The organism is Acerihabitans arboris, assembly GCF_010131535.1.
GTDB classification, from domain to species: domain Bacteria; phylum Pseudomonadota; class Gammaproteobacteria; order Enterobacterales; family Enterobacteriaceae; genus Acerihabitans; species Acerihabitans arboris.
The window spans coordinates 110814-137111 of sequence record NZ_WUBS01000017.1; the positions used below are offsets into that span (position 1 = coordinate 110814).

A 26298-nucleotide genomic window follows, 5' to 3' on the forward strand; every position below is an offset into this window, starting at 1 on the left:
TTCACTTTTGTATTCTAATTACACACTACTACCCTGGCGTTTCAAAAAAATCATTTCCAAGCTAAAACTGTTATGAGCATATCCCCTTCACACCATAACGACGATGCTTAGGTCGTTATGTTAACTGGTACATGCTTTAATCTTTGGGGGACTTCGCACTCATCAAGCAAAGCTCTCACATATATAAAAGGTAGCCCCGGTTGTCGAAATTCAGCTCTCATCCTGGGTAAAACGCTAAATTTCATAATGATATCATTTGCATAGCGCTGAAAGTAAATCAAAGAAGGTTTGAACAACATACCAAAACTTAAATGTAATTAATTAAATCCGACCTTCGTATTTAAAAGAATGTTGAATATTAGCGGTTAAGTCCTATTTTTTTATCTCAAGCGCCATAATTAACATAAATTTCTCTTAACTATTGTTTATACGATCAAAATAAATCTCTTTGGAAAAGTACAGGTGCATAAATGTATACCATAAATAGCTACCATAAACGAAACAACAATAATTTGTAAGCACCAAAATGTGACCTTTATTTTCCTATGGAAAAACGCTCACAAGCCGATGAAGTAGCAATACTTTATCCTGGTGAAAAGTGTGATGCGTCTCCTGGAAATCGCCTTTATTCGCCCCGCGCCCCGCCGCCCTTGTTTGTTGGCGATATAATGCGCTCCCCTGCCGGGCCTTTTCATCAGGCCGGCAACCATAAGATCGCCATGCCTGATTACGCAGAGTAACCTTTATCGGTGGCAAGTAGTATAAAAAATACTCAAAAAATCGCAAATTAACTACCATCTGATGGATTTGGATTGCGATAATCAGCGCATGTGGGTGTTATCATAGTGTTTTAATCTAAAAATTAAGCCGAAAAATAAATTTTCCACTATTCCTTATTTTTAGCCCCGACATTCGCGGCGAACCTCGCCGTTATCCTTCAAAAGTTCAGGCCAGAAGAGTACATTATGCGGAATGCGTCATTCCATGGTCGGAATACGTTTTACCGTTATAAGGCGTAATATCGTGATCGCACCTGTAGAAAAATCCAGCAAACTGGAAAATGTTTGTTATGACATTCGTGGCCCGGTGCTGAAAGAAGCAAAGCGCCTGGAGGAAGAGGGCAATAAAGTCCTCAAGCTGAATATCGGCAACCCGGCTCCGTTCGGCTTTGAAGCGCCGGAAGAGGTCCTGGTGGATGTTATCCGCAACCTGCCCACCTCACAGGGCTATTGCGATTCAAAAGGCCTCTATTCGGCGCGTAAGGCGATTGTGCAGCACTACCAGGCGCGCAATATGCTGGATCTTACCGTCGAGGACGTGTTCATCGGCAACGGCGTCTCGGAGCTTATCCAGCAGTCAATGCAGGCGCTGCTGAACACCGGCGACGAAATGCTGATCCCGGCGCCGGATTACCCGCTGTGGACGGCGTCGGTATCCCTGTCCGGCGGCAACGCCGTGCATTACCTGTGCGATGAAGAGGCCGGCTGGTTCCCGGACCTGGATGATATCCGCAGTAAAATCACCCCGCGCACCCGGGGCCTGGTGATTATCAATCCCAATAATCCCACCGGCGCGGTCTACAGCAGGGAGATGCTGCTGGAATTGGTGGAGATCGCCCGGCAGCACAACCTGATTATCTTTTCCGACGAAATCTACGACAAGATCCTGTACGACGCGGCGGAGCACCACTCTATCGCCGCGCTGGCGCCGGACCTGCTGACCGTGACGTTTAACGGCCTGTCGAAGACCTACCGCGTCGCCGGCTTTCGCCAGGGCTGGATGGTGCTCAACGGTCCGAAAAAACACGCCAAGGGGTATATTGAGGGGCTGGAAATGCTGGCCTCGATGCGCCTGTGCGCCAACGTGCCGATGCAGCACGCCATCCAGACCGCGCTCGGCGGCTACCAGAGCATCAGCGAATTCATCGCGCCGGGCGGGCGGCTGTACGAACAGCGTAACCGCGCCTGGGAGCTGATTAATGATATCCCCGGCGTATCCTGCGTTAAACCCAGCGGCGCGCTGTATATGTTCCCGCGTATCGACGCCAGGCGCTTTAATATCCTGGACGATCAGAAGCTGGTGCTCGATCTGCTGCTGCAGGAAAAAGTGTTGCTGGTCCAGGGCAGCGCCTTTAACTGGCCGTGGCCGGATCACCTGCGCATCGTGACGCTGCCGCACGTGGACGTGCTGGAAGCCGCCATCGGCAAGTTTGGCCGTTTCCTGCAAAAGTATCATCAGTAGCCGCGACCGGCCGGGCCGGCCTGACCGGTTCCGGCGGATTTGCATAATCCGGCGGCAGTGCGCACAATAGATCCCTTGTTCACCTGCCGTAAGAGCGCATCATGATCCAAAGCCACTTTTTCGCCCATCTCTCCCGTTTGAAACTGATCAACCGCTGGCCGCTGATGCGCAACGTCCGCACCGAAAACGTCTCCGAGCACAGCCTGCAGGTGGCGTTTGTCGCCCATGCCCTGGCGGTCATCAACAACCGTAAGTTTGGCGGCGTCCTGAACCCCGAACGCATCGCGCTGCTGGCGATGTACCACGACACCAGCGAAGTGCTGACCGGCGATATGCCGACGCCGATAAAATATTTTAATGCGCAGATGGCCCATGAGTATAAAAATATCGAGAAAATCGCCCAGCAAAAGCTGATTTCCATGCTGCCCGAGGAACTGCGGGAAGATTACCGGACCCTGCTGGACGAGGAACATTACCTGCCGGCGGAGAAAGCGGTGGTTAAACAGGCGGATACCCTGTGCGCCTACCTGAAATGCCTGGAGGAGATCTCGGCGGGCAATAACGAATTTACCATGGCGATGGCGCGGCTGGAAAAAACCCTGGAACAGCGCCGCAGTCCGGAAATGGATTACTTTATGACGGTGTTCGTGCCAAGCTTCAGCCTGTCGCTGGACGAGATAAGCCAGGACACACCGCTGTAACCCCGCTCGCCGCGCTGGGGACATTCCGGCCCGGCTTCTACACCGCCCGACGGCTGAAAACCGCCTGACGCCGACATCCAGGGCCGGAACGGTTTGGCCACCGTACAACGTGATGTCAAAACGGATAAAGCACCGGCACCAGCAGTACGCTCACCACCATGACCAGCAGGGTAAAGGGCACGCCGATGCGGACAAAATCGCCGAACTTGTAGCCGCCGGGACCGAGCACCAACGTATTGACCGGCGACGACACCGGGGTCATAAAGGCCGAGGACGCGGCGATGGCGATGATCATGGCGAACGGGTACGGCGATACCCCCATCTCATTGGCGGCGGCGACCGCAATCGGCGCCATCAGCACCGCGGTGGCGGTATTGGAGATAAACAGCCCGATGGCGGCGCACAGGATGAACAGGCTCAGCAGCATGACGCGCGCCCCCGCCCCACCCGAGATATCCATCAGCAGCCGCACCACCAGATCTACCCCGCCTGTTTTCTGCAGCGCCAGCGCAAACGGCATCATGCCGACGATCAGGATCAGGCTCGGCCAGTGAATCGCGCGATAAGCGCTCTCCATATCGATACAGCGGAATTTACCCATCAGCACGCAGGCAACCAGGGCGGCGATGGGATTGGGGATCTCCTCCGTCAGCATCATGGCCACCATCAGCGCCAGGCAGAACAGCGCGTGGGGCGCCTGGCTGACCGCCGGCGCCACATCGTCCACCTCGGCGGGCAGGTTCAGCGCGATAAAGTTGTTTTTCTTGATTTGCAGCTGGCGGATAAGCTTCCAGTCGCCGATCACCAGCAGGATGTCCCCAAGCTTAAGCTCCTCGTCAATCAGCTTGCCCTGCATCGCCTCGCCGTTGCGGCGAATCCCCACCACGTTAACGCCGTAGCGGCTGCGAAAGCCTGCCTGGCGCAGGGACTTGCCCACCAATTCGGAATCGGGTATCAGGCTCACCTCCGCCATGCCCACGTCCCTGGCCTGTTCGGAGAAATACTCGCCGCGCAGCACCATCGGCTCCAGTTGCTGCTCGCTGCAAAACTGGCGCGGATCCACTTCGGCCGCGGTCATGTCAATCAGCAACACATCGCGTTCACGCAGTTCGGTATTACCGCCGGCGCTGACCATCACCCGGCGGAACTTGCGCCAGCGCTCGATGCCGACCACGTTGGCGCCGTAACGGTCGCGCAGGCGCAGATCGTCCAGGCGCTGGCCAATCAGCGGCGAGCCGGGTCGCAAGGCCAGACGCCGCGCGCGGCCGGTCAGCCGGTAATCACGGATCAGATCGCGAAAGGTCCGGCGCTTCCATTGTTCCCGCTCATGGTGGGTTTCGCCGCCGCCCAGCCAGTAACGGGCTATCAGCATATATCCGACGCCCATGGCGAGCACCACCACGCCCACCGGCGTGACGGCAAAAAAACCAAAACCTTCCACGCCGTCGCGCACCAGCTCGCTGTTGACCACCATATTGGGCGGCGTTGCCACCAGCGACATCATGCCGCTTATCAGGGCGGCAAAACTTAGCGGCATCATCATGCGGCCGGGGGACGTTTTCATGCGCTGGGAAACGCTGAGCACCACCGGGATAAATATCGCCACCACGCCGGTGGAACTCATGATGGCGCCCAGGGCGGCGACGGTCACCATCAGCAGGATCAGCATACGGGTTTCACTTTTGCCCGCCACCCGCATCAGCCATTCGCCGACCTGGTAGGCGATGCCGGTGCGCACCAATCCCTCGCCGATGACAAACATGGCGGCGATAAGCAACACGTTGGGATCGCTGAAACCTGCGGTGGCCTCGGGCAGCGACAGGGTACCGCTCAGGACAAAAGCGATAATCACCAGCAGCGCCACCACATCCATGCGCACTTTATTGGTGGTAAATAAAAAGATAGCGATCAGCAGCAGGGCAAGCACCCAGATGAGTTCGTTATTCACAACGGTTTCCCGGATTAAAGGCGGAGTCTGGGGCAAATCATGCCATAAAAAAGCCCCGCGATGACGGGGCCAAATCATTAATTATTTGATTATGTTTATCGTTTCAGGCGGTGCGCAGGCTGACCCGCGCGCGCGCGCCGTCTTTTTCAATCAACAGTTGCTCCAGGGAGGTCAACAGCAGGCCGATGGCGTCTTTTTGCGGCGTTTCCGGCGGCGGATTCACCGCAATCACCGGGCAACCGGCCGCCAAGGCGGCCTGAATGCCGGCAATGGCGTCTTCCACCACGATGCAGTCTTGCGGCGCAAAACCGAGTTTTTCCGCGCCGAGCAGGTAGGCGTCAGGCTGCGGCTTGCCCCGGGCCACCTGTTCGGCGGTAACCAGCACCGCCGGTTTCGGCAGGCGGCCGGCCAGCAGGCGGGCGGAAGCCACCGGCATCGATCCGGAGGTGACGATGGCCCAGGGAATGTCCAGCTCGTTTAACCGGTTTAACAACGCCACCGCGCCGGGCAGCGCCGTCACGCCGTCAATGCATTGCGCTTCAAATTTTTCCAGGGCGGTAAATTCCGCCTGGATGCATTCTTCACTTTCGCCCGGCATAAAATGGCGCAAAGACGTTATAGCCTGTTTGCCGTGGATAAAGCTATAAACGTCGTCGACGGGGACTCCCCGCCGCCTGGCCCAATTTCCCCAGGCTAATTCCACCACCGGCAATGAATCAATTAACGTTCCATCAAGGTCAAACAAAAAACCTTTACACAGCACAGGCATATCTCCGGGTTGAGCCGTCAGGCATTGATAATTTGGGTAATTTCCACCGCGCTGAGATGATATTGGCGCGGGCAGGATTGCCAGACGGCCAGCATTCGCAGATATTTATCCCACATTTTGGTCTGGGCGTTGAAACCGTGGCTGCCGGAATCAAAATGGGTATAACGTCCTTCGGTAAAGACCATAAAACGTACGTAACCCAGGTAGCGGGCTTCAGTGGCGGCGTCAAAACCGAGAAAGGCCAGGCGCCGCTCGTCGATATCCTGTTTTTCCTTCAGGTTCGACCAGGAAACCTGCAGCGCGTGGTGCAGTTCCATAATATCGATAATCGTGCGGCAAACGTCTTCGCTCATCTGGCCGAAATCGCGGTCCAGCTCGCGCATCTGCAGACCGTAGCCGCGTTCCACGATGGTTTGCTGACGGCGGTAACGCTCGCCGTTGTCCGGATCCAGCATGGACATCATTTTATACTGGTTGGACAGAATTAACCGTTGGGCGTTTGTCATCTCCATCATCCACTCCTGAATTTATGCCTGTTTGCGCCGGTTGGTTCGCGCTTATGGTAGCCTGGACGGTAGCATCGCATAATGCTTGCGATGGCGGTACCGGAAGCCGGCGCTTTTTTGATTTAAGACAGCAGGTGGCGAAATATCATCCGCCGGGGTTCGGCCGGGCATCCGGATTAACGGCCTGGCGATTTCAGCGCCAGGCCGGTGCTATGCCGACTCTATGCCGGCGCTAAGCCAATACCACGCCAGCAGCATGCAGGCGCCATGTCGCTTATAAGTCATCGAGGAAGGCTTTATCCAGCAGCTTAAACGCGCGCTTAAGCACCTCGGCCAGCATTTGGTAGGTCGGCGCGCCCTCCACCGGCGCCAGCGCCTGGCCGGCCTCATTGAGCTGATGGCGGACTTCGTGGAACCAATGCAGCAGCGTCGGCGGCAACGGGGTCACCGCGCGCTTGCCCAGCCACCAAAGCCCCTGCATCGGCAGGCTGCAGGCAAAAATGGCGGTGGCCACCGCCGGGCCGAGCTGGCCGCCAAAGGCAATTTGCCAGGTAAGGGTAAATACCGCCACCGCCGGCATATAACGTACGCCGAATCGGGTGGCCGTGATCATGCGGTTTTCAGGAAAAAGTGGCGCCAGGCGTTTCTCGGTCGGCCAGGTTTTCATATAATCTTGTCCGCGCTGGAAAATCTTGTACCAGCTTACCGAACCGGAAGGAATTGTCGCCATAGCGGACCTCAACTTTACGAATAAAAATTAAAATTTTTGTGCAAAATCACAATCAAATTGTATAACTTTTAAATATATTTTGTCTTTACTACCGGCAATCGTTATCCTTATTGCCGCCTCACGGCCGCTCCCTTAGGACAATTTCAGCAGCCTGGGCAGCAGGATTCCGTTTAGCGTCGCCGGCGGTCAAGAGCGATAGCGAACACATGTTTCAAAAAAAATGTTTAACTTCAACAGTTTTCGATTTCATGTCAAATAAAACGCACTTTGGCATGATGTTAATCATAAATCTCAACGGCGTAATGCGCTACGCTTTAAAGCTGATTGATGATTTATTAACCATGCACAACCATGCATAACAAATAGGTACTTCCATGTCGAGTAAGCTAGTACTGGTTCTTAACTGTGGCAGTTCATCCCTTAAATTTGCCATAATCGATGCTGCCAGCGGTGAAGAACATCTCTCCGGCCTCGCAGAATGTTTCAACCTGCCGGAAGCGCGCATCAAATGGAAGATTGACGGCGGCAAGCATGAAGCGGAGCTGGGAAACGGCGCCGCGCACAGTGAAGCATTGAGCTTTATTGTTAATACAATTCTCGCTCAAAAACCAGAATTATCAGCGCAACTCACCGCAATCGGCCATCGCGTCGTTAACGTTGGCGAAAAATATACCGCCTCCGCCCTGCTCTCCGACGATGTATTGCAAGCCATCAAGGACTCCATCCCGTTTGCGCCGCTGCACAACCCGGCCCATATCATCGGCATCAACGAAGCGCTGAAGGCGTTCCCGAAACTGGCCGATAAAAACGTCGCCGTATTCGATACCGCCTTCCACCAGACCATGCCGGAAGAGTCGTTCCTCTACGCCCTGCCGTATGCATTATATGAAGAGCACCGTATCCGCCGTTACGGCGCCCATGGCACCAGTCACTATTTTGTCACCCATGAAGCGGCGCGTATGCTTGATAAACCGGTGAAAGATGTCAACCTGATTACCTGCCACCTGGGCAACGGCGGTTCGGTTACCGCGGTGCGCAACGGCCAGAGCGTCGACACCTCCATGGGCCTGACCCCGCTGGAAGGCCTGGTGATGGGCACCCGCAGCGGCGATCTCGATCCCGCCATTATTTTCTTCCTGCATAACGCCATGGGCATGTCGGTGGAACAAATCGATAAAATGCTGACCAAGGAATCCGGCCTGTTGGGCCTGACCGGCGTAACCAGCGACATGCGTTGGGTTATCGACAACTACGATACCAAGCCTGAGGCCAAGCGCGCCATGGACGTATTCTGCCATCGCCTGGCGAAATACATCGGTTCCTATACCGCCCTGATGGACGGTCGCCTGGACGCGGTGATCTTCACCGGCGGCATCGGTGAAAACGCCGCCAAGGTGCGTGAACTGACCCTGGGTAAACTGTCGCTGCTGGGCTTTGAAATCGACCAGAAGCGCAACGAAGCCGCCCGTTTCGGCAACAGCGGCGTGATCACCACCGACGCCAGCCGCAAGGCGATTGTCATCACCACCAACGAAGAACTGGTCATTGCCCAGGATGCCGCCCGTCTGACGGCGTAACGCTATCTCCCCGTTCCGCCGGCCTGGTTCCGGCGGAACACTTGTTTGACTAACGAGCAACCGTTTAAAGAGGTTTAGCCGTGTCCCGTACAATCATGTTGATCCCAACCGGCACCAGCGTCGGCCTGACTAGCATCAGCCTGGGTGTCATTCGCGCCATGGAGCAAAAAGGCGTGCGCCTGAGCGTGTTCAAGCCGATCGCGCAGCCCCGCGCCGGCGATGACGGCCTTGACGCCACCACCAATATCATTCGCGCCAACTCCAACATTCCATCCGCCGAACCGCTGCGGATGAGCCATGTGGAGTCGCTGCTGGGCTCCAACCAGCAAGACGTGCTGATGGAAGAGATCATCGCCCGTTATCACGACAATACCAAAGACGCGGAAGTGGTATTGGTGGAAGGCCTGGTCCCTACCCGTAAACACCAGTTCGCCAACGCGCTGAACTATGAAATCGCCAAGACGCTGAACGCGGAAATCGTGTTCGTGCTGTCGCTCGGCAACGATTCGCCGGATCAGTTGAAGGAACGCATCGAGCTGGCCCGTTCCAGCTTCGGCGGCAGCAAGAATAAAAGCATCATCGGCGTTATCGTCAATAAGCTGAACGCGCCGGTGGACGAACAGGGCCGCACCCGTCCCGACCTGTCGGAAATCTTTGACGATTCAACCAAGGCCAGTATCACCAATATCGATCCAAAGCAGCTGTTCGAAAACAGCCCGCTGCCGGTCCTGGGCTGCGTGCCGTGGAGCTTTGACCTGATTGCCGTGCGCGCCATCGACATGGCCAGGCATTTGGGCGCCACCATCATCAACGAAGGCGAGATCCAAACCCGCCGCGTTCGCTCGGTGACCTTTTGCGCACGCAGCCTGCCGAACATGCTGGAGCATTTCCGTCCGGGTTCGCTGCTGGTAACCTCGGCCGATCGTCCCGACGTGCTGGTAGCCGCCTGCCTGGCGGCCATGAACGGCGTTGAACTGGGCGCCATCCTGCTGACCGGCGGCTACCAGGTGGACGAGCGTATCCAACGCCTGTGCGAACGCGCCTTCCAGACCGGCCTGCCGATGTTCCGCGTGCCGACCAATACCTGGCAGACCTCGCTCAACCTGCAGAGCTTCAGCCTTGAAGTGCCGGCCGACGACCATAGCCGGGTGGAGAAACTGCAGAACTATGTTGCCGGCCATATCGACAACAACTGGATTGAGTCCTTGACCGCCAGTTCCGAACGTTCGCGTCGCCTGTCGCCGCCGGCGTTCCGTTATCAATTGACCGAACTGGCGCGCCAGGCCGGCAAGCGTATCGTGATGCCGGAAGGTGATGAGCCACGTACCGTGAAAGCGGCCGCCATCTGCGCCGAACGCGGCATCGCCCATTGCGTGCTGTTGGGCAATCCGGACGAGATTCATCGCGTTGCCGCCGTGCAGGGCGTGGAATTGGGTAAAGGCATCGAGATTATCGACCCGGAAGTGGCTCGTGAACGTTACGTGGCCCGGCTGGTGGAACTGCGCAAGAGCAAGGGCATGACCGAAGTGGTGGCCCGCGAGCAGTTGGAAGATAACGTGGTGCTGGGCACCCTGATGCTGGAACAGGGCGAAGTGGACGGGCTGGTGTCCGGCGCGGTCCATACCACCGCCAATACCATCCGTCCGCCGCTGCAGCTGATCAAGACCGCGCCGGGCAGTTCTCTGGTGTCGTCGGTATTCTTTATGCTGCTGCCGGAACAGGTGCTGGTGTATGGCGACTGCGCCATTAACCCGGATCCGACCGCCGAACAGCTGGCCGAGATTGCCATTCAGTCCGCCGACTCCGCCGCGGCCTTCGGCATCGACCCGCGCGTGGCGATGATCTCCTACTCCACCGGTACGTCCGGCGCCGGCAGCGACGTGGAAAAAGTCCGCGAAGCCACCCGTATCGCGCAGGAAAAACGTCCCGACCTGGTGATTGACGGTCCGCTGCAGTACGACGCCGCCATCATGGCCGACGTGGCGCTGTCCAAGGCGCCTAACTCGCCGGTGGCCGGCAAGGCGACCGTGTTCATCTTCCCCGACCTGAACACCGGCAACACCACGTATAAAGCGGTACAGCGCTCGGCCGACCTGATTTCCATCGGGCCGATGCTGCAGGGCATGCGCAAGCCGGTCAACGACCTGTCGCGCGGCGCGCTGGTGGACGATATCGTCTATACCATCGCCCTGACCGCCATTCAGTCCAAACAGGCTGAAACGGCTAAATAAGCCTGAGAGGCGGTCATAGCGTTACCGATACCACGCCGGCGCAATTCAGCAAGCCGGCGTTTTTATATGCGTCGACACGGCGGGTTTAACATTGGGCGATTGCGGGCCTAGCCTGCGATGGGGCGCTCCGGCGGCCAAGAGATGGCCGCTTCGGCCCCATTCGCGCGCGCTCCCTTTAACTCGATGGGGTTAGGCGCGGCGGCGGTTATTGTTCGGCGGCTTTTTGTTCCGGGGCGGAAGGGGCCAGGGGTTTGCCGTGGCTTTGCTGGTTGTTGCGGCTCATCCACAGCGAGAGCGCCTTTAGCGAATCCGGGGTGAATTCGTCGCAGCGGGCGGTGATCTCTTCCGGACGCAGCCATTTGACCGCCTCCACCTCTGCTGCCTGCAGGGCAAACGGACCGTGCGTCACGCAGCTGAACAGCGCGCCCCATACCCGGCAATAAGCGTTTTCGAAGTAGAACAACCCATGCTCGGCAAACGGAACGCCGGCGATGCCCAGCTCTTCCTCCGCTTCCCGACGGGCGGAATCAAGTATGTTCTCGCCGCTTTGCACCACGCCGCCCGCGGTGGCGTCCAGATAGCCGGGGTAGAAATCCTTGGTGGCGGTACGGCGCTGCACCAGGATGTTACCCATGCCGTCGTGCACCACGATGTAGCTGGCACGGTGCCTGAGGCGTTCAGCGCGCATCTGCTGGCGACTGGCCTGGGCGATGACTTCATTCTCTTCGTTGACGATGTCAACCCATTCCACGCCAGCAGCCTGACTCTGTTCCACCATCTTTCGAATCCCTTGTTAATGAGACGCGGGAGAGCCGCGCACCTTAATTGTAATAAAATAAAAAAATTTGCACGAGCTGATCCGTCATAACTTAGTTGTTAATCGCCGCTTGCGCAATAGTCTCGCCCGTATCCAATGACACAACCCGTAATATTTTCCGATCCAGCAGGCCGTAGCTGGCGGCAAAGCCGCCTTTGGGGAGGCTGGCCGAGCCGGGATTGAAGCACAGGATATCCTCCACCCGCCCGGCCTGCGGGATATGGGTATGACCGTAGACCAGCACGTCGCCGCGCCGCAGCGGCGGATGATTCTCGGGATTGAACAGGTGCCCATGGGTGACGAACAGCCGGGCATCCTCGAGCAGGACCTGTTGCCATGGCGCGGTGATGGGAAACGTCAGCAGCATCTGATCCACCTCGCTATCGCAGTTGCCGCGCACCGCGATGATACGGTCGGCATAACCGTTCAGCAGCTCCGCCACCGCCGCCGGCTGGTATTCATCCGGTAGGGCGTTGCGCGGTCCGTGATAGAGCAGATCGCCCAACAGCACCAGCCACGGCGCCCCGCTGGCGTCAAAGGCGGCCAGCATCCGGCGGGTGGCGGAAAGTGAACCGTGTATATCGGCGGCAAACATCAGTTTCATGGAATAATCCTCCGGTTTATCATTTTTTTCTTAAGCTTAACAAACTTCCCGGCGCCGGTAACGGCGCTATGATGCGGATATCGGCCACCGGCCGTCCGGCCGGCGCCTGTCGCGCCCCCATCGACGATATGCGCCCGCTGGCCGGGGCCGATCGGCGGATGATCTCACGCGGTATTTGTTCTAGAGTGTCACCATGCGGTTACGCATCCACAAGGAGCTTTTATGATCGATCTGTACTACGCACCTACCCCCAACGGCCACAAAATCACGATATTCCTTGAAGAAACCGGCCTGCCTTATCAAATCCACCCGATCAATATTTCCGCCAACGAACAGTTTACGCCGGCGTTCCTCGCCATCTCGCCCAATAATAAAATACCGGCGATCGTCGACCGGCAGCCGGCCGACGGCGGCGCGCCGCTTAGCCTGTTTGAGTCCGGCGCCATCCTGCTCTACCTGGCGGATAAAACCGGCCAGCTTATCAGCAGGGATTTTCGCGAGCGCCAGGCTACCCTGCAATGGCTATTCTGGCAGATGGCGGGCTTTGGCCCGATGCTGGGCCAAAACCACCATTTCAGCCATTTCGCGCCCAAGCCGGTGCCCTATGCCATCGAACGCTACCAGCTTGAGACCGTGCGCCTGTACGGCGTGCTGGACAGGCAACTGGCGGGCCGTGAATATATCGCCGGCGACCGCCTCAGCATCGCCGATATCGCCACCTATCCTTGGGTCGTCTCCCATGAGCGCCAGCATATCGATCTGGCGGTCTATCCTGCGGTACGGCGCTGGTTTGACAAGATAAAATCCCGCCCGGCGGTAGAACGCGCCTACCAGTTAGCCGTGAAAAAGCCTTAACCGGCCCGGCGCGCTTCGCGCGAACGAACGCGGCGGCCCCTGCCGCCGGTGAAGGCTGGTGTTAATGGTCAATTGTCAATTTATTGTCAATTGACCCTCCCCGCTCACCCATTTCCCCGGCAAAATGACCTATGCTTGTAATCAAAGCGTTATATTATCGTGCGCATTGCGGGAAGCGAGGGCCATTATGAAAATTTTGATTACCGGCGGAACCGGGCTTATCGGTCGGCACCTGATTGCCAGGCTGCTGACGCTGTCGCACCAGATCACGGTACTGACCCGCGATCCGCAGCGCGCCCAGCAAAAACTGGGCACCCATGTGACCACCCTGACCACGCTTGACGCCTGCGCCAACCTGGATGCGTTCGACGCGGTGTTCAACCTGGCGGGCGAACCCATTGCCGATAAACGCTGGACCGATGAACAAAAGGAACGCCTCTGCCGCAGCCGCTGGGACGTCACCGAACGCCTGAGCAAACTTATCCGCGAGGGCGACAATCCCCCACGGGTATTGATCTCGGGCTCGGCTACGGGCTATTACGGCAACCAGGACCAGATCCTGGTCACCGAGGACGAACCGCCGGTTCCCGAGTTCACCCATACGCTTTGCCAACGCTGGGAAGAGCTGGCGTTAAGCGCGCAAAGCCCCCGCACCCGGGTCTGCCTGTCGCGCACCGGCGTGGTGCTGGCGGCGGACGGCGGCATGCTCGGCAAGCTGCTGCCGCTGTTTAAACTGGGGCTGGGCGGACCGGTGGGCAACGGACGCCAGTTCCTGTCCTGGATCCATATCGACGATATGGTGGACGCGCTGATCTTCCTGCTGAACACCGACGGACTACGCGGGCCGTTTAATCTCGTGGCGCCCTATCCGGTGCATAATGAACAGTTTGCCGCGACCCTGGGCGAAGCGCTGCGCCGCCCGGCGCTGATGCGCGCCCCGGCGGCGGCGGTGAAGCTGATGATGGGCGAAGGCGCCACGCTGATGCTGGGCGGCCAGCGGGCGGTGCCCAAACGTCTGGAGGAGGCCGGCTTCAGCTTCCACTATATGGAACTGAAAGAAGCGCTGGCCGACATCGTCAAAGACGAGTAAGGCCCGCTGGCACCGCCCCCGAAGCAGGCGGGTTAAGGGAGCGCGCGCCGGGCATGCTATTTCAGGGCGCCGGATAAAAACTGCTGCAAACGCGCGCTTTTTGGGCTGCCGAACACATCGGCCGGCGTTCCCTCTTCCTCGATCACGCCCTGGTGCAGGAAGATCACATGATTGGACACATGCCGCGCAAATTCCATCTCATGCGTTACCACCACCATGGTTTTCCCCTCTTCCGCCAGCTTTTGCATAATGCGCAGCACCTCGCCCACCAGCTCAGGATCCAGCGCCGAGGTCGGCTCGTCAAATAACAGCACATCCGGCTCCATCGCCAACGCCCGCGCAATGGACACCCGCTGCTGCTGCCCGCCGGAAAGGTTAATCGGATATTTAGCCCGCGCGCGCTCGTCGATACCCACTTTGTCCAGATAGCGCACCGCCCGATCCCGCGCCTCGGCCTTGCTTAAACCCAGCACCTGCACCGGCGCTTCCATCACGTTCTCCAGCACCGTCATATGGCTCCACAGATTAAAGTGCTGAAACACCATGGTCAGACGGGTACGCAACAGCTGCAGCTGTTTTTTATCAAACACTTTCAGCTGGCCGTCTCGATCGCGCACCATATGGATATCGATATTATTCACGCTGATCGAACCTTCGCTGGGTTTTTCCAGAAAGTTAATGCAGCGTAAAAACGTACTTTTACCCGACCCCGACGAGCCGATAATGCTGATTACATCCCCCGCGCGCGCTTCCAGGGAAACCCCTTTCAGGACCTCCTGATCGCCATAGCGCTTATGCAGTTCCTTAATCATCAGTTTGGTTTCTTGCATAGTTATATCCTGCACCTAATGGGGTTATTGCGGTTTAACATGACGCAGCCAGCGTTTTTCCGCCTGGCGGAACAGCCCGATCAGCACGAAAGAGATCATCAGGTAAATCACCGCCGCGATACCGAAGGCATAAAACGGCTGATAGGTCGCCGCGTTAATATCGCGCGCAATCTTCAGCACGTCGGGCACCGTGGCGGTAAAGGCCAGGGCGGTGGAATGCAACATCAGGATCACTTCGTTGCTATAGGCCGGAATGGCGGTACGCAACGCGGACGGCAGGATGATGCAACGATACAGCTTAAACCAGGTAAAACCATAAGCCCGCGCCGCCTCTATCTCGCCGTGAGGCACCGAGCGAATGGCGCCGGCGAAGATCTCGGTGGTATAGGCGCAGGTGTTAAGGGTCAGCGCCAGGATGGTGCAATTCAGGCCGCTGCGGAAAAACGCGTTAAGCATATCGGTGCCGCGCACGATTTCCAGGCTGTACATGCCGGAGTAAAACACCAGCAGTTGCACATAAAGCGGCGTGCCGCGAAAAATATAGGTAAACAGCCAGACCGGGAAACGCAGCCAGGGCAGAGGCGACACGCGCGCCACCGCCATAAACACCGCCAGCACCCCGCCGATGGCCACCGATGAAATCAGCAGCCACAGGGTAATCGCCAGTCCGGTAAAACGATAACCGTCGCTCCAGAGCAAAGCCGGTCCATATTGACGCAGGATCTCAATCATAACTCGGCCTTCTTAACACCCATGGAATAACGCCGGGTCAGCCATAACAGCGCCCCGTTGGAAACGGTGGTAAAAACCAGGTAGACCACCCCCGCCACGATAGCGAAATAGAAAGGCTGGTAGGTACCCTTGCCGGCCAGCTGGGTGGCCTTGACCACGTCGTTCAGGCCCAGGAGCGACACCAGCGCGGTGGCCTTGAGGATCACCTGCCAGTTATTGCCGATGCCGGGCAGCGCGAAACGCATCATGGCCGGAAACATAATGCGGCGAAAGATTTGGCTGCCGGAAAAACCGAACGCGGTGGCCGCTTCAATCTGGCCGCGCGGCACCGCCATGAACGCGCCGCGAAAGGTTTCGGTAAAATAGGCGCCGTAGATAAAACCGAGGGTGATGATACCGGCCGCCATGGGGTCGATATCGATTTGGTCCATGCCGATGGCTTCGGTCAGGCTGTTGAGGGCGATCTGCAGGCCGTAAAAAATCAGCAGCATCAGCACCAGGTCGGGCACGCCGCGAATCAGCGTGGTATAGCCTTCGAATACGCCCGCCAAGATACGGCTACGGGAAAGTTTTGCGCCGGCGCCGATCAGGCCGATGACTACCGAGAGCGCCACGGACGTAATCGCCAGCTCAAGCGTAACCAGGGCACCGTTAATGATGAGTTGCGAATAACCATAAAGCATCGATCATATCCTGTCCTGGCGGAGGATAACAACTATTTGCCCGCGCGCGGCGCGGGCAAACACATTTATGACAGGATTAACCGCCGTACACGTCAAAATCAAAATACTGCTTGGCAAATTTATCGTAGGTACCGTCTTTACGCATCTCGGCAAAGGCCTTGTTCAGCGCCGCCTTCAGATCGGCATCATCTTTACGCAGGCCCATGCCGGTGCCGACGCCAAAGAATTTATCGTCTTTTACCGACGGACCGGCGAAGACATAACCCTTGCCGGCGGGCTGTTTCAGGAAGCCTTCGCTGGCGGCTACTTCGTCCTGGAACGCGGCGTCGACGCGACCGGCGGCCAGATCGGCGTAAATCAGGTCCTGGTTGGCGTAGGCGACCACGTCAATGCCCTTGGGCGCCCACATGGCGTTGGCATAAGCCTCTTGGGTGGAGCCTTGCAATACGCCGACGCGTTTACCCTTCAGGGCGTCCAGGGTCGGGGTAATGGTCGTGCCGGCCTTGGCGATCAGGCGGGCATTGGCGGCATAGAGTTTGTCGGTAAAATCGATTTCCTGCTGGCGTTTTTCCGTAATGGACAGCGAGGAGATGATGGCGTCGATTTTTTTGGCTTTCAGCGAGGGGATCAGGGCGTCGAAATCGCTTTCCACAAAGGTGCATTTGGTCTGGATACGTTTGCACAGCTCCTTGGCGAGGTCGATATCAAAACCGACCAGTTCGCCGCCGGCATTTTTCGATTCGAACGGCGCATAGGTGGGATCGGTGCCGATTTTAATATTTTTGGGCACCGCAGCATACGCGCTGCCGGCAGCGGCCAGTGCAAATACCAGAGGAAGGACTTTAACCAGCTTTTTCATACATTACCCTCAGAATAATTTTTAATTAGGCATACCTGGATGTTTTCAGCGGAATGAGTTGCACTTTCCGTGCCATTTCAGCGCAAGCGACCGGTAGCCGGACCGCTGGTGCGCAAAACTGACTTACCTGTGTGTTTAATACCCGGACCGGGGCATGGACCGCGGCGTTTCGGGCCTTGCGGCATAGCGTCAGGCAGCGTTCCGTCGCCCGACTGCACCATAAAAAAACATAGTCTGATCACTATTGGTGCAATGTTATCAGAACGCGCCATCAGGCAGCGTCACATTGGTAAAACCGCTGCGCGAAATGCAAACCGGTTCACATCCCGGTAATATTTCCGGCAGGATTTTCACCCTCAGTTACCGCCCTGCCAGCGTTGGAACAGGTCCTGCGGCAGGGTGATATCAAACTGGTCCAGCACCCGGTTGACGGTCTGGTCGACCACGTCGTGCAGGGTGACGGGGCGGTGATAAAACGCCGGCACCGGCGGCATGATAATCGCGCCCATTTCAGCGGCGGCGGTCATCAGCCGCAGGTGGCCGAGGTGCAGCGGCGTTTCCCGCACGCCGAGCACCAGGGTGCGCCGCTCTTTTAACACCACGTCCGCCGCGCGCGCCAGCAGGCCGTCGCTGTAGCTGTTAACGATGGCCGACAGGGTTTTCATCGAACAGGGCAGGATCACCATGCCGATGGTTCTAAATGAGCCGGAGCTGATATTGGCGGCGATATCGCGGCAATCATGGAATTCATCCGCCATTGCCTGCAGATCGCGCACGCTGTAATCGGTTTCAAGCGCCAGCGTCTGGCGCGCGGCGTTGCTCAGCACCAAATGGGTTTCAATGTCGTCCAGGGCTTTAAGCACCTGCAGCAGCCGTATGCCGTAAAGGGCGCCGCTGGCGCCGGTAATGCCGACAATCAGTCGTTTCATGTTGTTCTCCCTGCCGGAGGCGAGGCGGATTAAGCCCCCCGCGCCCATAATAAAAACACCCGGCGCGTGTTACCGCCCGGGTGCATACATCGTCTGCCGGTTAACCGCCGGGGTATCGGTGCGGGTCGCGCCGATCACCCTTCGTTGTACATCTCCAGGTTTTCGACTTCGTTTTGGCGCTGGACGGCTTTTACGTCGTCGTTGCGCAGCGATTCAAGGTAGTCGAGATAACGCTGGTCGACATCCTTGGTAACGTAAATACCGTTAAAGACCGAGGATTCGAACTGTACCACGTCCGGATTGTCTTCCCTTACCGCCGCTTCCAGGTCGCCGAGATCCTGGAAAATCAGCGCGTCGGCGCCAATCAGCGCGCGGATCTCGTCCACTTCACGCCCGTGGGCAATCAGTTCGGTGGCGCTGGGCATATCAATGCCGTAGACGTTGGGAAAGCGGATTTCCGGCGCGGCGGAGGCCAGGTAGACGTTACGCGCCCCGGCTTCGCGCGCCATTTCCACAATCTGCTCCGAGGTGGTGCCGCGCACGATGGAGTCGTCCACCAGCAGCACGTTCTTATCGCGGAATTCGGCGCGGTTGGCGTTGAGCTTGCGGCGTACCGACTGGCGGCGCACCTGCTGGCCGGGCATGATAAAGGTACGGCCCACATAACGGTTTTTCACAAACCCCTGGCGATAAGGCAGGTTAAGGATGCGGGCGATTTCCAGCGCGATATCGCAGGACGTTTCCGGAATGGGGATAACCACGTCGATATCCAGGTCTTCCCATTCGCGGGCAATTTTTTCGCCCAGCTTTTGCCCCATGCGTACCCGGGCGCTGTAGACCGAGATCTTATCGATAAAAGAGTCGGGACGGGCAAAATAGACATATTCAAACAGGCACGGATGGCTTTGCGGGTTTTCGGCGCACTGGCGGGTGAACAGTTGTCCCGCCTCGGTGATGTAAACCGCCTCGCCCGGCGCCACGTCGCGCAGGAATTCAAAGTCCAGGGTATCAAGCGCCACGCTTTCGGAGGCCACCATGTACTCATTGCGTCCGTCGGCCAGGGTGCGTTTGCCGATAACCAGGGGACGGATGCCGTTCGGGTCGCGAAATGCAATCAGGCCATGGCCGATAATCATGCCGACCACGGCGTAGGCGCCGCGAATCTGCTGATGGGTGGCCGCGACCGCCGCGAAAATGTCGTCGGCTTCCAGCGGGTAGTCCGGGAAACGGTCCAGTTCACTTGCCAGGATATTGAGCAGGATTTCCGAATCGGACGTGGTGTTGATATGGCGACGGCCTTTTTCAAATAATTTCTTGCGCAGCTCGTGGGCGTTGGTCAGGTTGCCGTTATGCGCCAGGGTGATGCCGAACGGGGAATTGACATAGAAGGGTTGCGCTTCGGAGGCGCTGGAACTGCCGGCGGTGGGGTAACGCACATGGCCGATGCCCATGTTCCCCTGCAAACGCTGCATATGCCGTGCTTCGAATACATCCTTCACCAGGCCATTGGCTTTGCGTAGGCGAAAGCAATCCAATGCATCAATGGTGACGATGCCTGCGGCATCCTGCCCACGGTGCTGGAGCACCGTTAACGCGTCATAAATCGACTGGTTGACCGGCATAAATCCGGCGATACCGACAATACCGCACATAGTGTCATTTCCTCATCAGCGCTACCGAAGCGTGAGATGCTTGGGTAAGAAACTCGACGTGTTTTGCAGATAGTCGAAAAACCATCTGATAATACCGCTGAACTGCGGTATTAGCTGGGACTGCTGCCAGTCCGCGCTCTGGGAGAAGCTGGTGAAGGTGTCCAGGAAGAATAACGTGGCCGATACGACCAGTATGCCCCTGAGTGCGCCGAAACACACCCCCAACACGCGGTCGGTGCCGGATAAACCGGTCCGTTCCACCAGAGAGCCAATCACGTAATTGACGATTGCCCCGACGATCAGGGTAGCCACGAACAGCAAGGCAATCGCGATACCGTTACGAACCAACTGATCTTCAAAGCGGGTAAAATAGATAGCAAGGTAAACATAATAGTGGCTGGCGACGAAAAACGCACATCCCCATGTCACTAATGATAACGCCTCACGTATAAACCCGCGAATCAGACTTATCAGAGCAGAAAATACGATGATGCCAATAATGACGTAATCAACCCAGATCATGCGTGCATCCCTTGATCATCCGCCCCTACGCTTGCTCGCGGCGAATTCTAACAGAAAACGAAAACGTTTGCGCAGCGGAATCCCGGCCCAAAGTTAAATAAATAACGGCGATTAAAAAAAGCCAATCGCCGCAGGAAGATAGCGCCCAACGTGACAAAATCATCTGGACATGTACCCCCTTTAACACGCCGGGTTTGAATCCGGTGTAGGCGGGCCTCAGCGCGTCTGGTAAGCGCGCAGCTGGCCGCTCAGGCCGCTGAGCTGGTTCATTTCCGGCAGCGAACTTTGCAGCTTTTGCTTAGAGGCGTCCGGCCCGACAAAAATCCGGGTAATCTGCCCCGCGACGGGTACCGACGGCACGGTGTAGACCCGGTAGCCGGACAAACGCAGCTTGCCGACAATTTCCGTCACCTTGGCCGCATTTTTCAGCGCTCCCAGCTGAACCACCCAGGCTTGCCCCTGCGGCGCTTGTTCCGGCGTTTCTTTTTCCGCAGCCGGGGCCGTCGGTTTAGCGGCCGGGGCCGTAACCGGTTTGGTTTCAGGCGCTGCTTCCGGACGCGGCGTTACCGGCTTAACCTCAGTTTTAGTTTCCGGCCTGGCCGCGGGCTTGGCCGGTTCCACACGCGGCGCGGGCGCGGGCTTGGCCTGCTCGGGCCGCGCCGCCGGTTTCACCGGCTCCTGGCGCGCAACGGCGGCGGGTTTAGCCGGCGCGGCTTTTGGCGGCTCATGGCGCGGGGCCGGCGCGGTGGGCTTCACCGGCGTTGCGGCGGCCGGCTCGGGGGCATCCGGCGTGTCTGAGCCGTCCGCGTCAGGGGCCTGGCTGGCCTGTTCCACCGCCGCGCCCGCTCCTTCCGGCGGCTGGCTGGGCAGCGCCTGGTTAGCCTGGGGTGATGCGTCGGCTTCATCGCTGTCGCCGGGTTTAGGCACCAGCGGAATGGCGGCAAACTCGTCCTGGTAGTGCTTTTTTTTACCATCCAGCAGGCCGGGCAGGACAATCACCCCCAGGGCAACGATGATAATGGTTCCCACCAAGCGGTTTTGAAACTTACTCGCCACGTTCTTTCTCCGTGTCTGTTATCGCAACGATCGGCGCCACGGTATGAAACGAACCGAAAACCAGCACGCAGTCGTCGGCATCGGCATCCAGCAGCGCCTGGCGCCACGCCGAAGCCACGTCGTCGAACCGCCGGGCATGATCGAGGTGGACCGCCAGCTGCGCCGCGGTAGCGGCGCGCGGACCGTCAAGGGTGGCGCAATACCATTCATCCACCAGTCCGCGCAGGCAGCCCAGGGTGCCGGCAATATCCTTATCCGCCAGCATGCCGGCGACGGCGCGCACTTTACCGGCGATCTGCTCCTGTGCCAGCCGTTGCGCCAGATAACCGGCCGCGTGCGGATTATGCGCCACATCCAGGATGCGCAGCGGCCGCTGGCCGATAATCTGGAAACGACCCGGCAGGGAAGCCTCGGCGAGTCCCTGGCGAATGGCGCGTTCGGAGACGGCCAGCGGGAAACGTTTCAGCGCGGCAAGCGCGGTGGCGGCGTTTTCCAGCGGAATCGACGGCAGCGGCAGGCCGGCCAGGGCCGACTGCTGGTCGCGCCAGCTCCAGGTATCGCCGTCCCGGCTAAAGCGCCAGTCGCGATCGCGGCAATAGAGCCGCGCGCCAAGTGCAAGCGCCGCGCTGTCGATGGATGAGGGACGATCCGGCTCGCCTATCACCGCCGGCCGGCCGGCCCGCAGGATACCGGCTTTTTCCCGGCCGATGCTCTCGCGATCCGGCCCCAGCAGTTCGGTATGATCCAGGGCGATGCTGGTGATAACCGACACGTCGGCATCGACGATATTGGTGGCGTCCAGCCGTCCGCCCAGCCCGACTTCCAGGATCGCCACGTCCAGCCCGGCTTGTTTGAACAGCCAGAAGGCCGCCAGCGTGCCGAATTCAAAATAGCTCAGTGAGGTGTCGCCGCGGCCGGTTTCAATCGCCGCCATGGCTTCGCTGTGCCGCGCCTCCGGCAGTTCCCGCGCCTGGATGCGCACCCGTTCGGTATAGCGCAGCAGATGGGGAGAACTGTAGACGCCGACCTTGAGCCCCTCGGCCAGCAACACCGCCTCGAGCAGACGGCAGGTGGTGCCTTTGCCATTGGTGCCGGCGACGGTAACCACCCGCGGCGCGGGGCGCAGCAGGTGCATATCGGCCGCGACCCGTCCGACCCGCTCCAGGCCCATGTCGATGGCCGTGGCATGCAGGTGTTCAAGGTAATACAGCCACTCGGCCAGCGGCGAGGTGTTGTTTGGCGTAACCAGGTTTTCCATACGTCCCGTCCTCAGACTTCGTCCGGACGCTCCTCGTGGATCGTCTCAGTCCTCGTCTCATGGGAATGTATTGCTTCCGGCTGCGGCCGGTTGGTCATCTTGGCCAGCAGGCCCGCCAGCTTAAGGCGCATCTCCGGCCGGCGGATAATCATATCGATGGCGCCTTTCTCCAGCAGGAATTCGCTGCGCTGGAATCCGGCCGGCAGTTTTTCCCGTACCGTTTGTTCGATAACCCGCGGCCCGGCAAAGCCGATCAGCGCCTTGGGTTCGGCGATATTCAGGTCGCCCAGCATGGCGAGGCTGGCGGATACCCCGCCCATGGTCGGGTCGGTCAGCACCGAAATATACGGCAAGCGGCGCGCGCGCAGCTTTGCCAGCGCGGCGCTGGTTTTCGCCATCTGCATCAGGGACAGCAGCGCTTCCTGCATGCGGGCGCCGCCGCTGGCCGAGAAGCAGACCAGCGGACATTCGTCCTCCAGCGCTTGCTCGACGGCACGCACGAAACGCGCCCCGACCACCGACGACATGGAGCCGCCGATAAACGCGAATTCAAACGAGGCCACTACTATCGGCATATCGTATAACGTGCCTTTCATGACCACCAGGGCGTCTTTTTCATCGGTGGCCTTTTGCGCCGCCGCCAGGCGGTCTTTGTATTTTTTCGAGTCTTTGAACTTCAGTATATCCCTTGGCTCAAGCTCGCTGCCCAGCTCCACCTCGCTGCCTTTATCCATAAAGGCGTGCAGGCGCGCGCGCGCGGTCATGCGCATATGATGATCGCATTTGGGGCAGACCTCGAGGTTGCGCTCAAGCTCGGCACGATAGAGTACCTGTCCGCAGCTATCACATTTGGTCCACACGCCTTCCGGGATATTTGCCCTGCGCGCCGGGGTGATAGTGCTCTTGTTGAGAATTCGTTCAATCCAGCTCATCGATAACCTTTCTGTTTGAACCTGGCAAGCGCCAGTCCGCTATTCATGCTTTAACCATGGCGCCGGCATGGCGTCCGTCATTGCCTTGCCGTCGCACTTTCCATCGCGCCGTGGCGGCGAGGGTAATGGTGTTGGAAAATGTCGCCCATTAAACCATAACCGCCAACGAGTTGGGATAGAAAACTCTGCCCGGCGCTCACAATTCATCCATGGCGCCGGCAAATTCCGTCCGTTTATCTGCGGGCGGCGGCGCGCCGCTGGCGCCAGACCTCAATCACCCCCGGCAGGATAGACAGCAGGATGATGGCGACAATCAGCAATTTCAGGTTTTCCTGCACCACCGGCAAATCCCCGAACAGGTAACCGGCATAGGTGAACAACACCACCCATAATACGCCGCCGGTAATATTGAACAGGGCGAAATGACGATAGGACATATGCCCCATGCCGGCGACAAAGGGAGCGAACGTCCTGACAATCGGCACAAACCGGGCCAGGATAATGGTTTTCCCGCCATGGCGGGCATAGAACCGGTGGGTTTTATCCAGGTAGCTGCGACGGAAAATCCGGGAGTTGGGATTGCTGAACAGCTTTTCGCCGAACAGCCGCCCAATGGTGTAATTGACCGCATCGCCCAGTATCGCCGCGCCCGCCATCAGTAACGCCATCAGATGCACATCCAGGCTATTGGTCGGCAGCGCCGCCAGCGCGCCCGCGACGAACAGCAGGGAATCGCCCGGCAAAAAAGGCGTGACCACCAGCCCGGTTTCACAAAACAGGATCAAGAACAGGATGGCGTATATCCATACGCCGTACTGCGCCACCAGCTCAGCCAGATGGACGTCAATATGAAGGATAAAATCAATGATAAAACTAATAAATTCCATGTTCAGCATTCCGGAGGCGCAAATGATATTGTCAAGGCCGTCAATCCAGCAGGAATAACGGCCCCATAGGAGGATACGGCAACTCAAAGCGATCTGGGTAATCCACCGCCACCAGATACAGTCCTTCCGCCCGCGCCGTCGCGGCGGCCAGTGCTCGGTCACGCGCTTCCAGCAATTCGGCCATCCACGCAAGCGGACGGTTTCCGCAGCCGATTTCCATCAGGCTGCCGACGATATTACGCACCATATGGTGCAGGAAAGCGTTAGCCTTGATATCTACCACGATATACGCGCCGTGGCGCGCGACCTTTAGATGTTTTACATTTCGCCAGGGCGTGCGCGACTGGCACTGCAGAGCGCGAAATGACGTAAAATCATGTTCGCCCAACAGGCACTGGCCCGCCAGCGCCATTTTATCCGCATCCAGCTGATGGTAATAATGCGTCACCCCGCGGGATAAAATGGCCGGCCGGTAAGGATGGTTATAGATAATATACCGGTAACGGCGCGCCGTGGCGCTAAATCGCGCATGAAAATCCGCCGCCACGTCCCGGACCCAGCGGACCGACACATCCGGCGGCAGGTTGGCGTTAACGCCCAGCGTCCAGGCAGAGTCCTCTCGCCGCGCGCTGGTGTCGAAATGCACGATCTGGCCGGTGGCGTGCACGCCCGCGTCGGTGCGACCGGCGCACTGCACCGCGATAGGCTCGTCGGCCACTTTGGACAGGGCCTGCTCCAGGCAGGCCTGGACGCTGGCCACTTCCGACTGCCGCTGCCAGCCGTAGAAGCGGCTGCCGTCATATTCTATGCCCAACGCGATCCTGTTCTTTGCCGGCTGGCCGGCGGATACATCCCGAGACATTAATAAAAATACTCCGCCACCAGCAGTTCCGCGGTCAGCAGCGCCATCAGCGCGCCGCCGAAGCGAACATTATCCGCCACCGACCAGAACTGCAGCAGATCAGGCATACCGTAGTCGTTTCTCAGGCAGCCGATGCTCAGATGGGCCTGCCCGGAGGCGTCCTCCACCTGGGTGGGGTAGTCCCCTTCCTCGCTGACGGTAATGCTTTCGCCCGCCGTTAACGCATCGCGCGCCTCCTCGGCGCCCATGGGCCGCTGGGTTTCCAGGTGCACCATCTGGGCGTGGCCGTAGAATACCGGCGTCTGGACGCTGCTGACGGAAATGGGCAGCCCTTCGTCCTGCAATACCTTGCGCGCTTCATCCACCAGGCGGCGTTCAACCTGCACGCTGCCCTGTTCATCCGCCACCAGGGGCAGGATATTAAAGGCCAGCTGGCGGCTGAAAAAACCCGGTTCGGTGGGCAGGCCGTTCAGCAGCCTGGCGCTTTGGCCCGCCAGCGCATCCACCGCCACCTTGCCCTGCCCGGAGGCGGAAAGCAGGTTGCTGACATGCAGCCGGGCAATGCCGGCCAGGTCGGTCAGCGGCCTCACCGCCAGCAGCAGCTGGCTGGTCAGGCTATCCGCCACCGCCACCAGGTTGCGGTTGCGGTAATCCGCCAGCACCGCATCGTTGACGCCGGGCACCACCAGCGGCACGTCAGGCTCCAGGGCAAACAGGCCGCTGGAGTCGATAACCACGCAGCCCGCCGCCGCGGCCGGCTCCGCATACCGCGCGCTGGCGCCTGCGCCCGCGACAAAAAACGCCAGCTGCGCCTGGGTCCAGTCAAACTGCGCGGCATCGGCGACCAGGATGCTTTTGCCGTCAAAGCGCAGCGTTTCACCGGCGCTGCGTTCGCTTGCCAGTAAATACAGCTCCCCTACCGGGAACTGACGCTCCTGCAATAACTCCAGCAGCGCTGTGCCGACCGCGCCTGTTGCCCCCAAAAGGGCGATATTCCAGCCGTCAGACATAATATTTCTCTCCAAAG

Annotated in this window: 25 protein-coding genes; 6 read left to right on the forward strand and 19 right to left on the reverse strand. The window is 58.6% G+C overall.

Annotation, left to right across the window (positions count from 1 at the left end):
* Positions 1-1026: 1026 nt before the first annotated feature.
* Complete coding sequence (locus tag GRH90_RS21425) at positions 1027-2241, forward strand: pyridoxal phosphate-dependent aminotransferase (RefSeq protein ID WP_162368059.1); 1215 nt, start codon at positions 1027-1029, stop codon at positions 2239-2241.
* A gap of 101 nt (positions 2242-2342) precedes the next feature.
* Complete coding sequence (yfbR, locus tag GRH90_RS21430) at positions 2343-2942, forward strand: 5'-deoxynucleotidase (RefSeq protein ID WP_162368000.1); 600 nt, start codon at positions 2343-2345, stop codon at positions 2940-2942.
* 115 nt (positions 2943-3057) lie between these two features.
* On the opposite strand, the gene GRH90_RS21435 is transcribed toward yfbR, so the two are convergent.
* The 4 genes from GRH90_RS21435 to yfbV all read right to left on the reverse strand — a co-directional run bounded on the left by GRH90_RS21435 (position 3058) and on the right by yfbV (position 6895).
* Positions 3058-4890 carry an SLC13 family permease gene (locus tag GRH90_RS21435; RefSeq protein ID WP_162368001.1) on the reverse strand — a complete coding sequence of 611 codons (1833 nt, stop codon included), beginning with the start codon at positions 4888-4890 and terminating at the stop codon, positions 3058-3060.
* Between the two features lie 103 nt (positions 4891-4993).
* Complete coding sequence (locus tag GRH90_RS21440) at positions 4994-5659, reverse strand: sugar phosphatase (RefSeq protein ID WP_178113303.1); 666 nt, start codon at positions 5657-5659, stop codon at positions 4994-4996.
* Positions 5660-5676: 17 nt separating this feature from the next.
* Entirely contained in the window at positions 5677-6171 is a 495-nt protein-coding gene (locus tag GRH90_RS21445) for a YfbU family protein (protein WP_162368060.1), read from the reverse strand.
* 268 nt (positions 6172-6439) lie between these two features.
* Positions 6440-6895 carry a terminus macrodomain insulation protein YfbV gene (gene yfbV / locus GRH90_RS21450; RefSeq protein ID WP_162368003.1) on the reverse strand — a complete coding sequence of 152 codons (456 nt, stop codon included), beginning with the start codon at positions 6893-6895 and terminating at the stop codon, positions 6440-6442.
* Positions 6896-7269: 374 nt separating this feature from the next.
* On the opposite strand from yfbV, the gene GRH90_RS21455 reads away from it, so the two are divergent.
* Both GRH90_RS21455 and pta read left to right on the forward strand, forming a co-directional pair.
* On the forward strand, positions 7270-8472 hold the full coding sequence (locus tag GRH90_RS21455; protein WP_162368004.1) for an acetate kinase: 1203 nt from the start codon (positions 7270-7272) through the stop codon (positions 8470-8472).
* 80 nt (positions 8473-8552) lie between these two features.
* Complete coding sequence (gene pta, locus GRH90_RS21460; RefSeq protein ID WP_162368005.1) at positions 8553-10703, forward strand: phosphate acetyltransferase; 2151 nt, start codon at positions 8553-8555, stop codon at positions 10701-10703.
* Positions 10704-10908: 205 nt separating this feature from the next.
* Here the strand turns inward: pta and yfcD are convergent, their stop codons facing one another.
* Together yfcD and yfcE are read right to left on the reverse strand one after the other, a co-directional pair.
* The gene (gene yfcD / locus GRH90_RS21465) at positions 10909-11481 is read right to left on the reverse strand and encodes an NUDIX hydrolase YfcD (RefSeq protein ID WP_162368006.1); all 573 of its coding nucleotides are present in this window, start codon (positions 11479-11481) and stop codon (positions 10909-10911) included.
* Positions 11482-11572: 91 nt separating this feature from the next.
* On the reverse strand, positions 11573-12124 hold the full coding sequence (yfcE, locus tag GRH90_RS21470) for a phosphodiesterase (protein ID WP_162368007.1): 552 nt from the start codon (positions 12122-12124) through the stop codon (positions 11573-11575).
* A 222-nt stretch (positions 12125-12346) separates the two neighbouring features.
* Between yfcE and GRH90_RS21475 the strand changes: the two genes are divergently transcribed.
* Together GRH90_RS21475 and GRH90_RS21480 are read left to right on the forward strand one after the other, a co-directional pair.
* Positions 12347-12979, forward strand: coding sequence for a glutathione binding-like protein (locus tag GRH90_RS21475; RefSeq protein WP_162368008.1), 633 nt, complete (start codon positions 12347-12349; stop codon positions 12977-12979).
* Positions 12980-13166: 187 nt separating this feature from the next.
* Entirely contained in the window at positions 13167-14069 is a 903-nt protein-coding gene (locus tag GRH90_RS21480; RefSeq protein ID WP_162368009.1) for a TIGR01777 family oxidoreductase, read from the forward strand.
* 56 nt (positions 14070-14125) lie between these two features.
* Here GRH90_RS21480 and hisP read toward each other — a convergent pair whose 3' ends face one another.
* The 13 genes from hisP to GRH90_RS21545 form a co-directional block, all read right to left on the reverse strand.
* Positions 14126-14899 (reverse strand): histidine ABC transporter ATP-binding protein HisP, encoded by a 774-nt coding sequence (gene hisP / locus GRH90_RS21485; protein WP_162368010.1) that lies wholly within the window; start codon positions 14897-14899, stop codon positions 14126-14128.
* A 24-nt stretch (positions 14900-14923) separates the two neighbouring features.
* Positions 14924-15631, reverse strand: a complete 708-nt coding sequence (locus GRH90_RS21490) for an ABC transporter permease (protein ID WP_162368011.1) — start codon at positions 15629-15631, stop codon at positions 14924-14926.
* On the reverse strand, positions 15628-16314 hold the full coding sequence (locus GRH90_RS21495; RefSeq protein WP_162368012.1) for a histidine ABC transporter permease HisQ: 687 nt from the start codon (positions 16312-16314) through the stop codon (positions 15628-15630). The genes GRH90_RS21490 and GRH90_RS21495 overlap by 4 nt, the downstream gene beginning before the upstream one ends.
* Before the next feature lie 76 nt (positions 16315-16390).
* A complete protein-coding gene (hisJ, locus tag GRH90_RS21500) occupies positions 16391-17173 on the reverse strand; it encodes a histidine ABC transporter substrate-binding protein HisJ (RefSeq protein ID WP_162368013.1) in 783 nt (260 codons plus the stop codon).
* Between the two features lie 356 nt (positions 17174-17529).
* A complete protein-coding gene (locus GRH90_RS21505; RefSeq protein WP_512698841.1) occupies positions 17530-18150 on the reverse strand; it encodes a UbiX family flavin prenyltransferase in 621 nt (206 codons plus the stop codon).
* Positions 18151-18236: 86 nt separating this feature from the next.
* Positions 18237-19754 carry an amidophosphoribosyltransferase gene (gene purF, locus GRH90_RS21510; protein ID WP_162368015.1) on the reverse strand — a complete coding sequence of 506 codons (1518 nt, stop codon included), beginning with the start codon at positions 19752-19754 and terminating at the stop codon, positions 18237-18239.
* A 21-nt stretch (positions 19755-19775) separates the two neighbouring features.
* Complete coding sequence (gene cvpA, locus GRH90_RS21515) at positions 19776-20276, reverse strand: colicin V production protein (protein WP_162368016.1); 501 nt, start codon at positions 20274-20276, stop codon at positions 19776-19778.
* 216 nt (positions 20277-20492) lie between these two features.
* A complete protein-coding gene (dedD, locus tag GRH90_RS21520) occupies positions 20493-21332 on the reverse strand; it encodes a cell division protein DedD (protein WP_162368017.1) in 840 nt (279 codons plus the stop codon).
* A complete protein-coding gene (gene folC / locus GRH90_RS21525; RefSeq protein WP_162368018.1) occupies positions 21322-22590 on the reverse strand; it encodes a bifunctional tetrahydrofolate synthase/dihydrofolate synthase in 1269 nt (422 codons plus the stop codon). Before folC ends, dedD begins: the two co-directional genes overlap by 11 nt.
* Before the next feature lie 11 nt (positions 22591-22601).
* Positions 22602-23522: an acetyl-CoA carboxylase, carboxyltransferase subunit beta gene (accD, locus tag GRH90_RS21530; RefSeq protein WP_162368019.1), complete on the reverse strand. Its 921-nt coding sequence runs from the start codon at positions 23520-23522 to the stop codon at positions 22602-22604.
* Positions 23523-23755: 233 nt separating this feature from the next.
* Entirely contained in the window at positions 23756-24409 is a 654-nt protein-coding gene (locus GRH90_RS21535; protein ID WP_162368020.1) for a DedA family protein, read from the reverse strand.
* A 40-nt stretch (positions 24410-24449) separates the two neighbouring features.
* Entirely contained in the window at positions 24450-25271 is an 822-nt protein-coding gene (gene truA, locus GRH90_RS21540) for a tRNA pseudouridine(38-40) synthase TruA (RefSeq protein ID WP_162368021.1), read from the reverse strand.
* Complete coding sequence (locus GRH90_RS21545; RefSeq protein ID WP_162368022.1) at positions 25271-26281, reverse strand: aspartate-semialdehyde dehydrogenase; 1011 nt, start codon at positions 26279-26281, stop codon at positions 25271-25273. The genes truA and GRH90_RS21545 overlap by 1 nt, the downstream gene beginning before the upstream one ends.
* Positions 26282-26298: the final 17 nt, after the last annotated feature.

What these genes read in the sequence shown, in the direction of transcription:
- yfbR (WP_162368000.1), top strand. Translation starts at nt 2,343, where the DNA reads ATGATCCAAAGCCACTTTTTCGCCCATCTCTCCCGTTTGAAACTGATC.
- GRH90_RS21440 (WP_178113303.1), bottom strand. Translation starts at nt 5,659, where the DNA reads ATGCCTGTGCTGTGTAAAGGTTTTTTGTTTGACCTTGATGGAACGTTA.
- GRH90_RS21445 (WP_162368060.1), bottom strand. Translation starts at nt 6,171, where the DNA reads ATGGAGATGACAAACGCCCAACGGTTAATTCTGTCCAACCAGTATAAA.
- yfbV (WP_162368003.1), bottom strand. Translation starts at nt 6,895, where the DNA reads ATGGCGACAATTCCTTCCGGTTCGGTAAGCTGGTACAAGATTTTCCAG.
- GRH90_RS21455 (WP_162368004.1), top strand. Translation starts at nt 7,270, where the DNA reads ATGTCGAGTAAGCTAGTACTGGTTCTTAACTGTGGCAGTTCATCCCTT.
- yfcD (WP_162368006.1), bottom strand. Translation starts at nt 11,481, where the DNA reads ATGGTGGAACAGAGTCAGGCTGCTGGCGTGGAATGGGTTGACATCGTC.
- yfcE (WP_162368007.1), bottom strand. Translation starts at nt 12,124, where the DNA reads ATGAAACTGATGTTTGCCGCCGATATACACGGTTCACTTTCCGCCACC.
- GRH90_RS21475 (WP_162368008.1), top strand. Translation starts at nt 12,347, where the DNA reads ATGATCGATCTGTACTACGCACCTACCCCCAACGGCCACAAAATCACG.
- GRH90_RS21480 (WP_162368009.1), top strand. Translation starts at nt 13,167, where the DNA reads ATGAAAATTTTGATTACCGGCGGAACCGGGCTTATCGGTCGGCACCTG.
- hisP (WP_162368010.1), bottom strand. Translation starts at nt 14,899, where the DNA reads ATGCAAGAAACCAAACTGATGATTAAGGAACTGCATAAGCGCTATGGC.
- GRH90_RS21490 (WP_162368011.1), bottom strand. Translation starts at nt 15,631, where the DNA reads ATGATTGAGATCCTGCGTCAATATGGACCGGCTTTGCTCTGGAGCGAC.
- GRH90_RS21495 (WP_162368012.1), bottom strand. Translation starts at nt 16,314, where the DNA reads ATGCTTTATGGTTATTCGCAACTCATCATTAACGGTGCCCTGGTTACG.
- hisJ (WP_162368013.1), bottom strand. Translation starts at nt 17,173, where the DNA reads ATGAAAAAGCTGGTTAAAGTCCTTCCTCTGGTATTTGCACTGGCCGCT.
- GRH90_RS21505 (WP_512698841.1), bottom strand. Translation starts at nt 18,150, where the DNA reads ATGGGCGCGGGGGGCTTAATCCGCCTCGCCTCCGGCAGGGAGAACAAC.
- purF (WP_162368015.1), bottom strand. Translation starts at nt 19,754, where the DNA reads ATGTGCGGTATTGTCGGTATCGCCGGATTTATGCCGGTCAACCAGTCG.
- cvpA (WP_162368016.1), bottom strand. Translation starts at nt 20,276, where the DNA reads ATGATCTGGGTTGATTACGTCATTATTGGCATCATCGTATTTTCTGCT.
- folC (WP_162368018.1), bottom strand. Translation starts at nt 22,590, where the DNA reads ATGGAAAACCTGGTTACGCCAAACAACACCTCGCCGCTGGCCGAGTGG.
- accD (WP_162368019.1), bottom strand. Translation starts at nt 23,522, where the DNA reads ATGAGCTGGATTGAACGAATTCTCAACAAGAGCACTATCACCCCGGCG.
- GRH90_RS21535 (WP_162368020.1), bottom strand. Translation starts at nt 24,409, where the DNA reads ATGGAATTTATTAGTTTTATCATTGATTTTATCCTTCATATTGACGTC.
- truA (WP_162368021.1), bottom strand. Translation starts at nt 25,271, where the DNA reads ATGTCTCGGGATGTATCCGCCGGCCAGCCGGCAAAGAACAGGATCGCG.
- GRH90_RS21545 (WP_162368022.1), bottom strand. Translation starts at nt 26,281, where the DNA reads ATGTCTGACGGCTGGAATATCGCCCTTTTGGGGGCAACAGGCGCGGTC.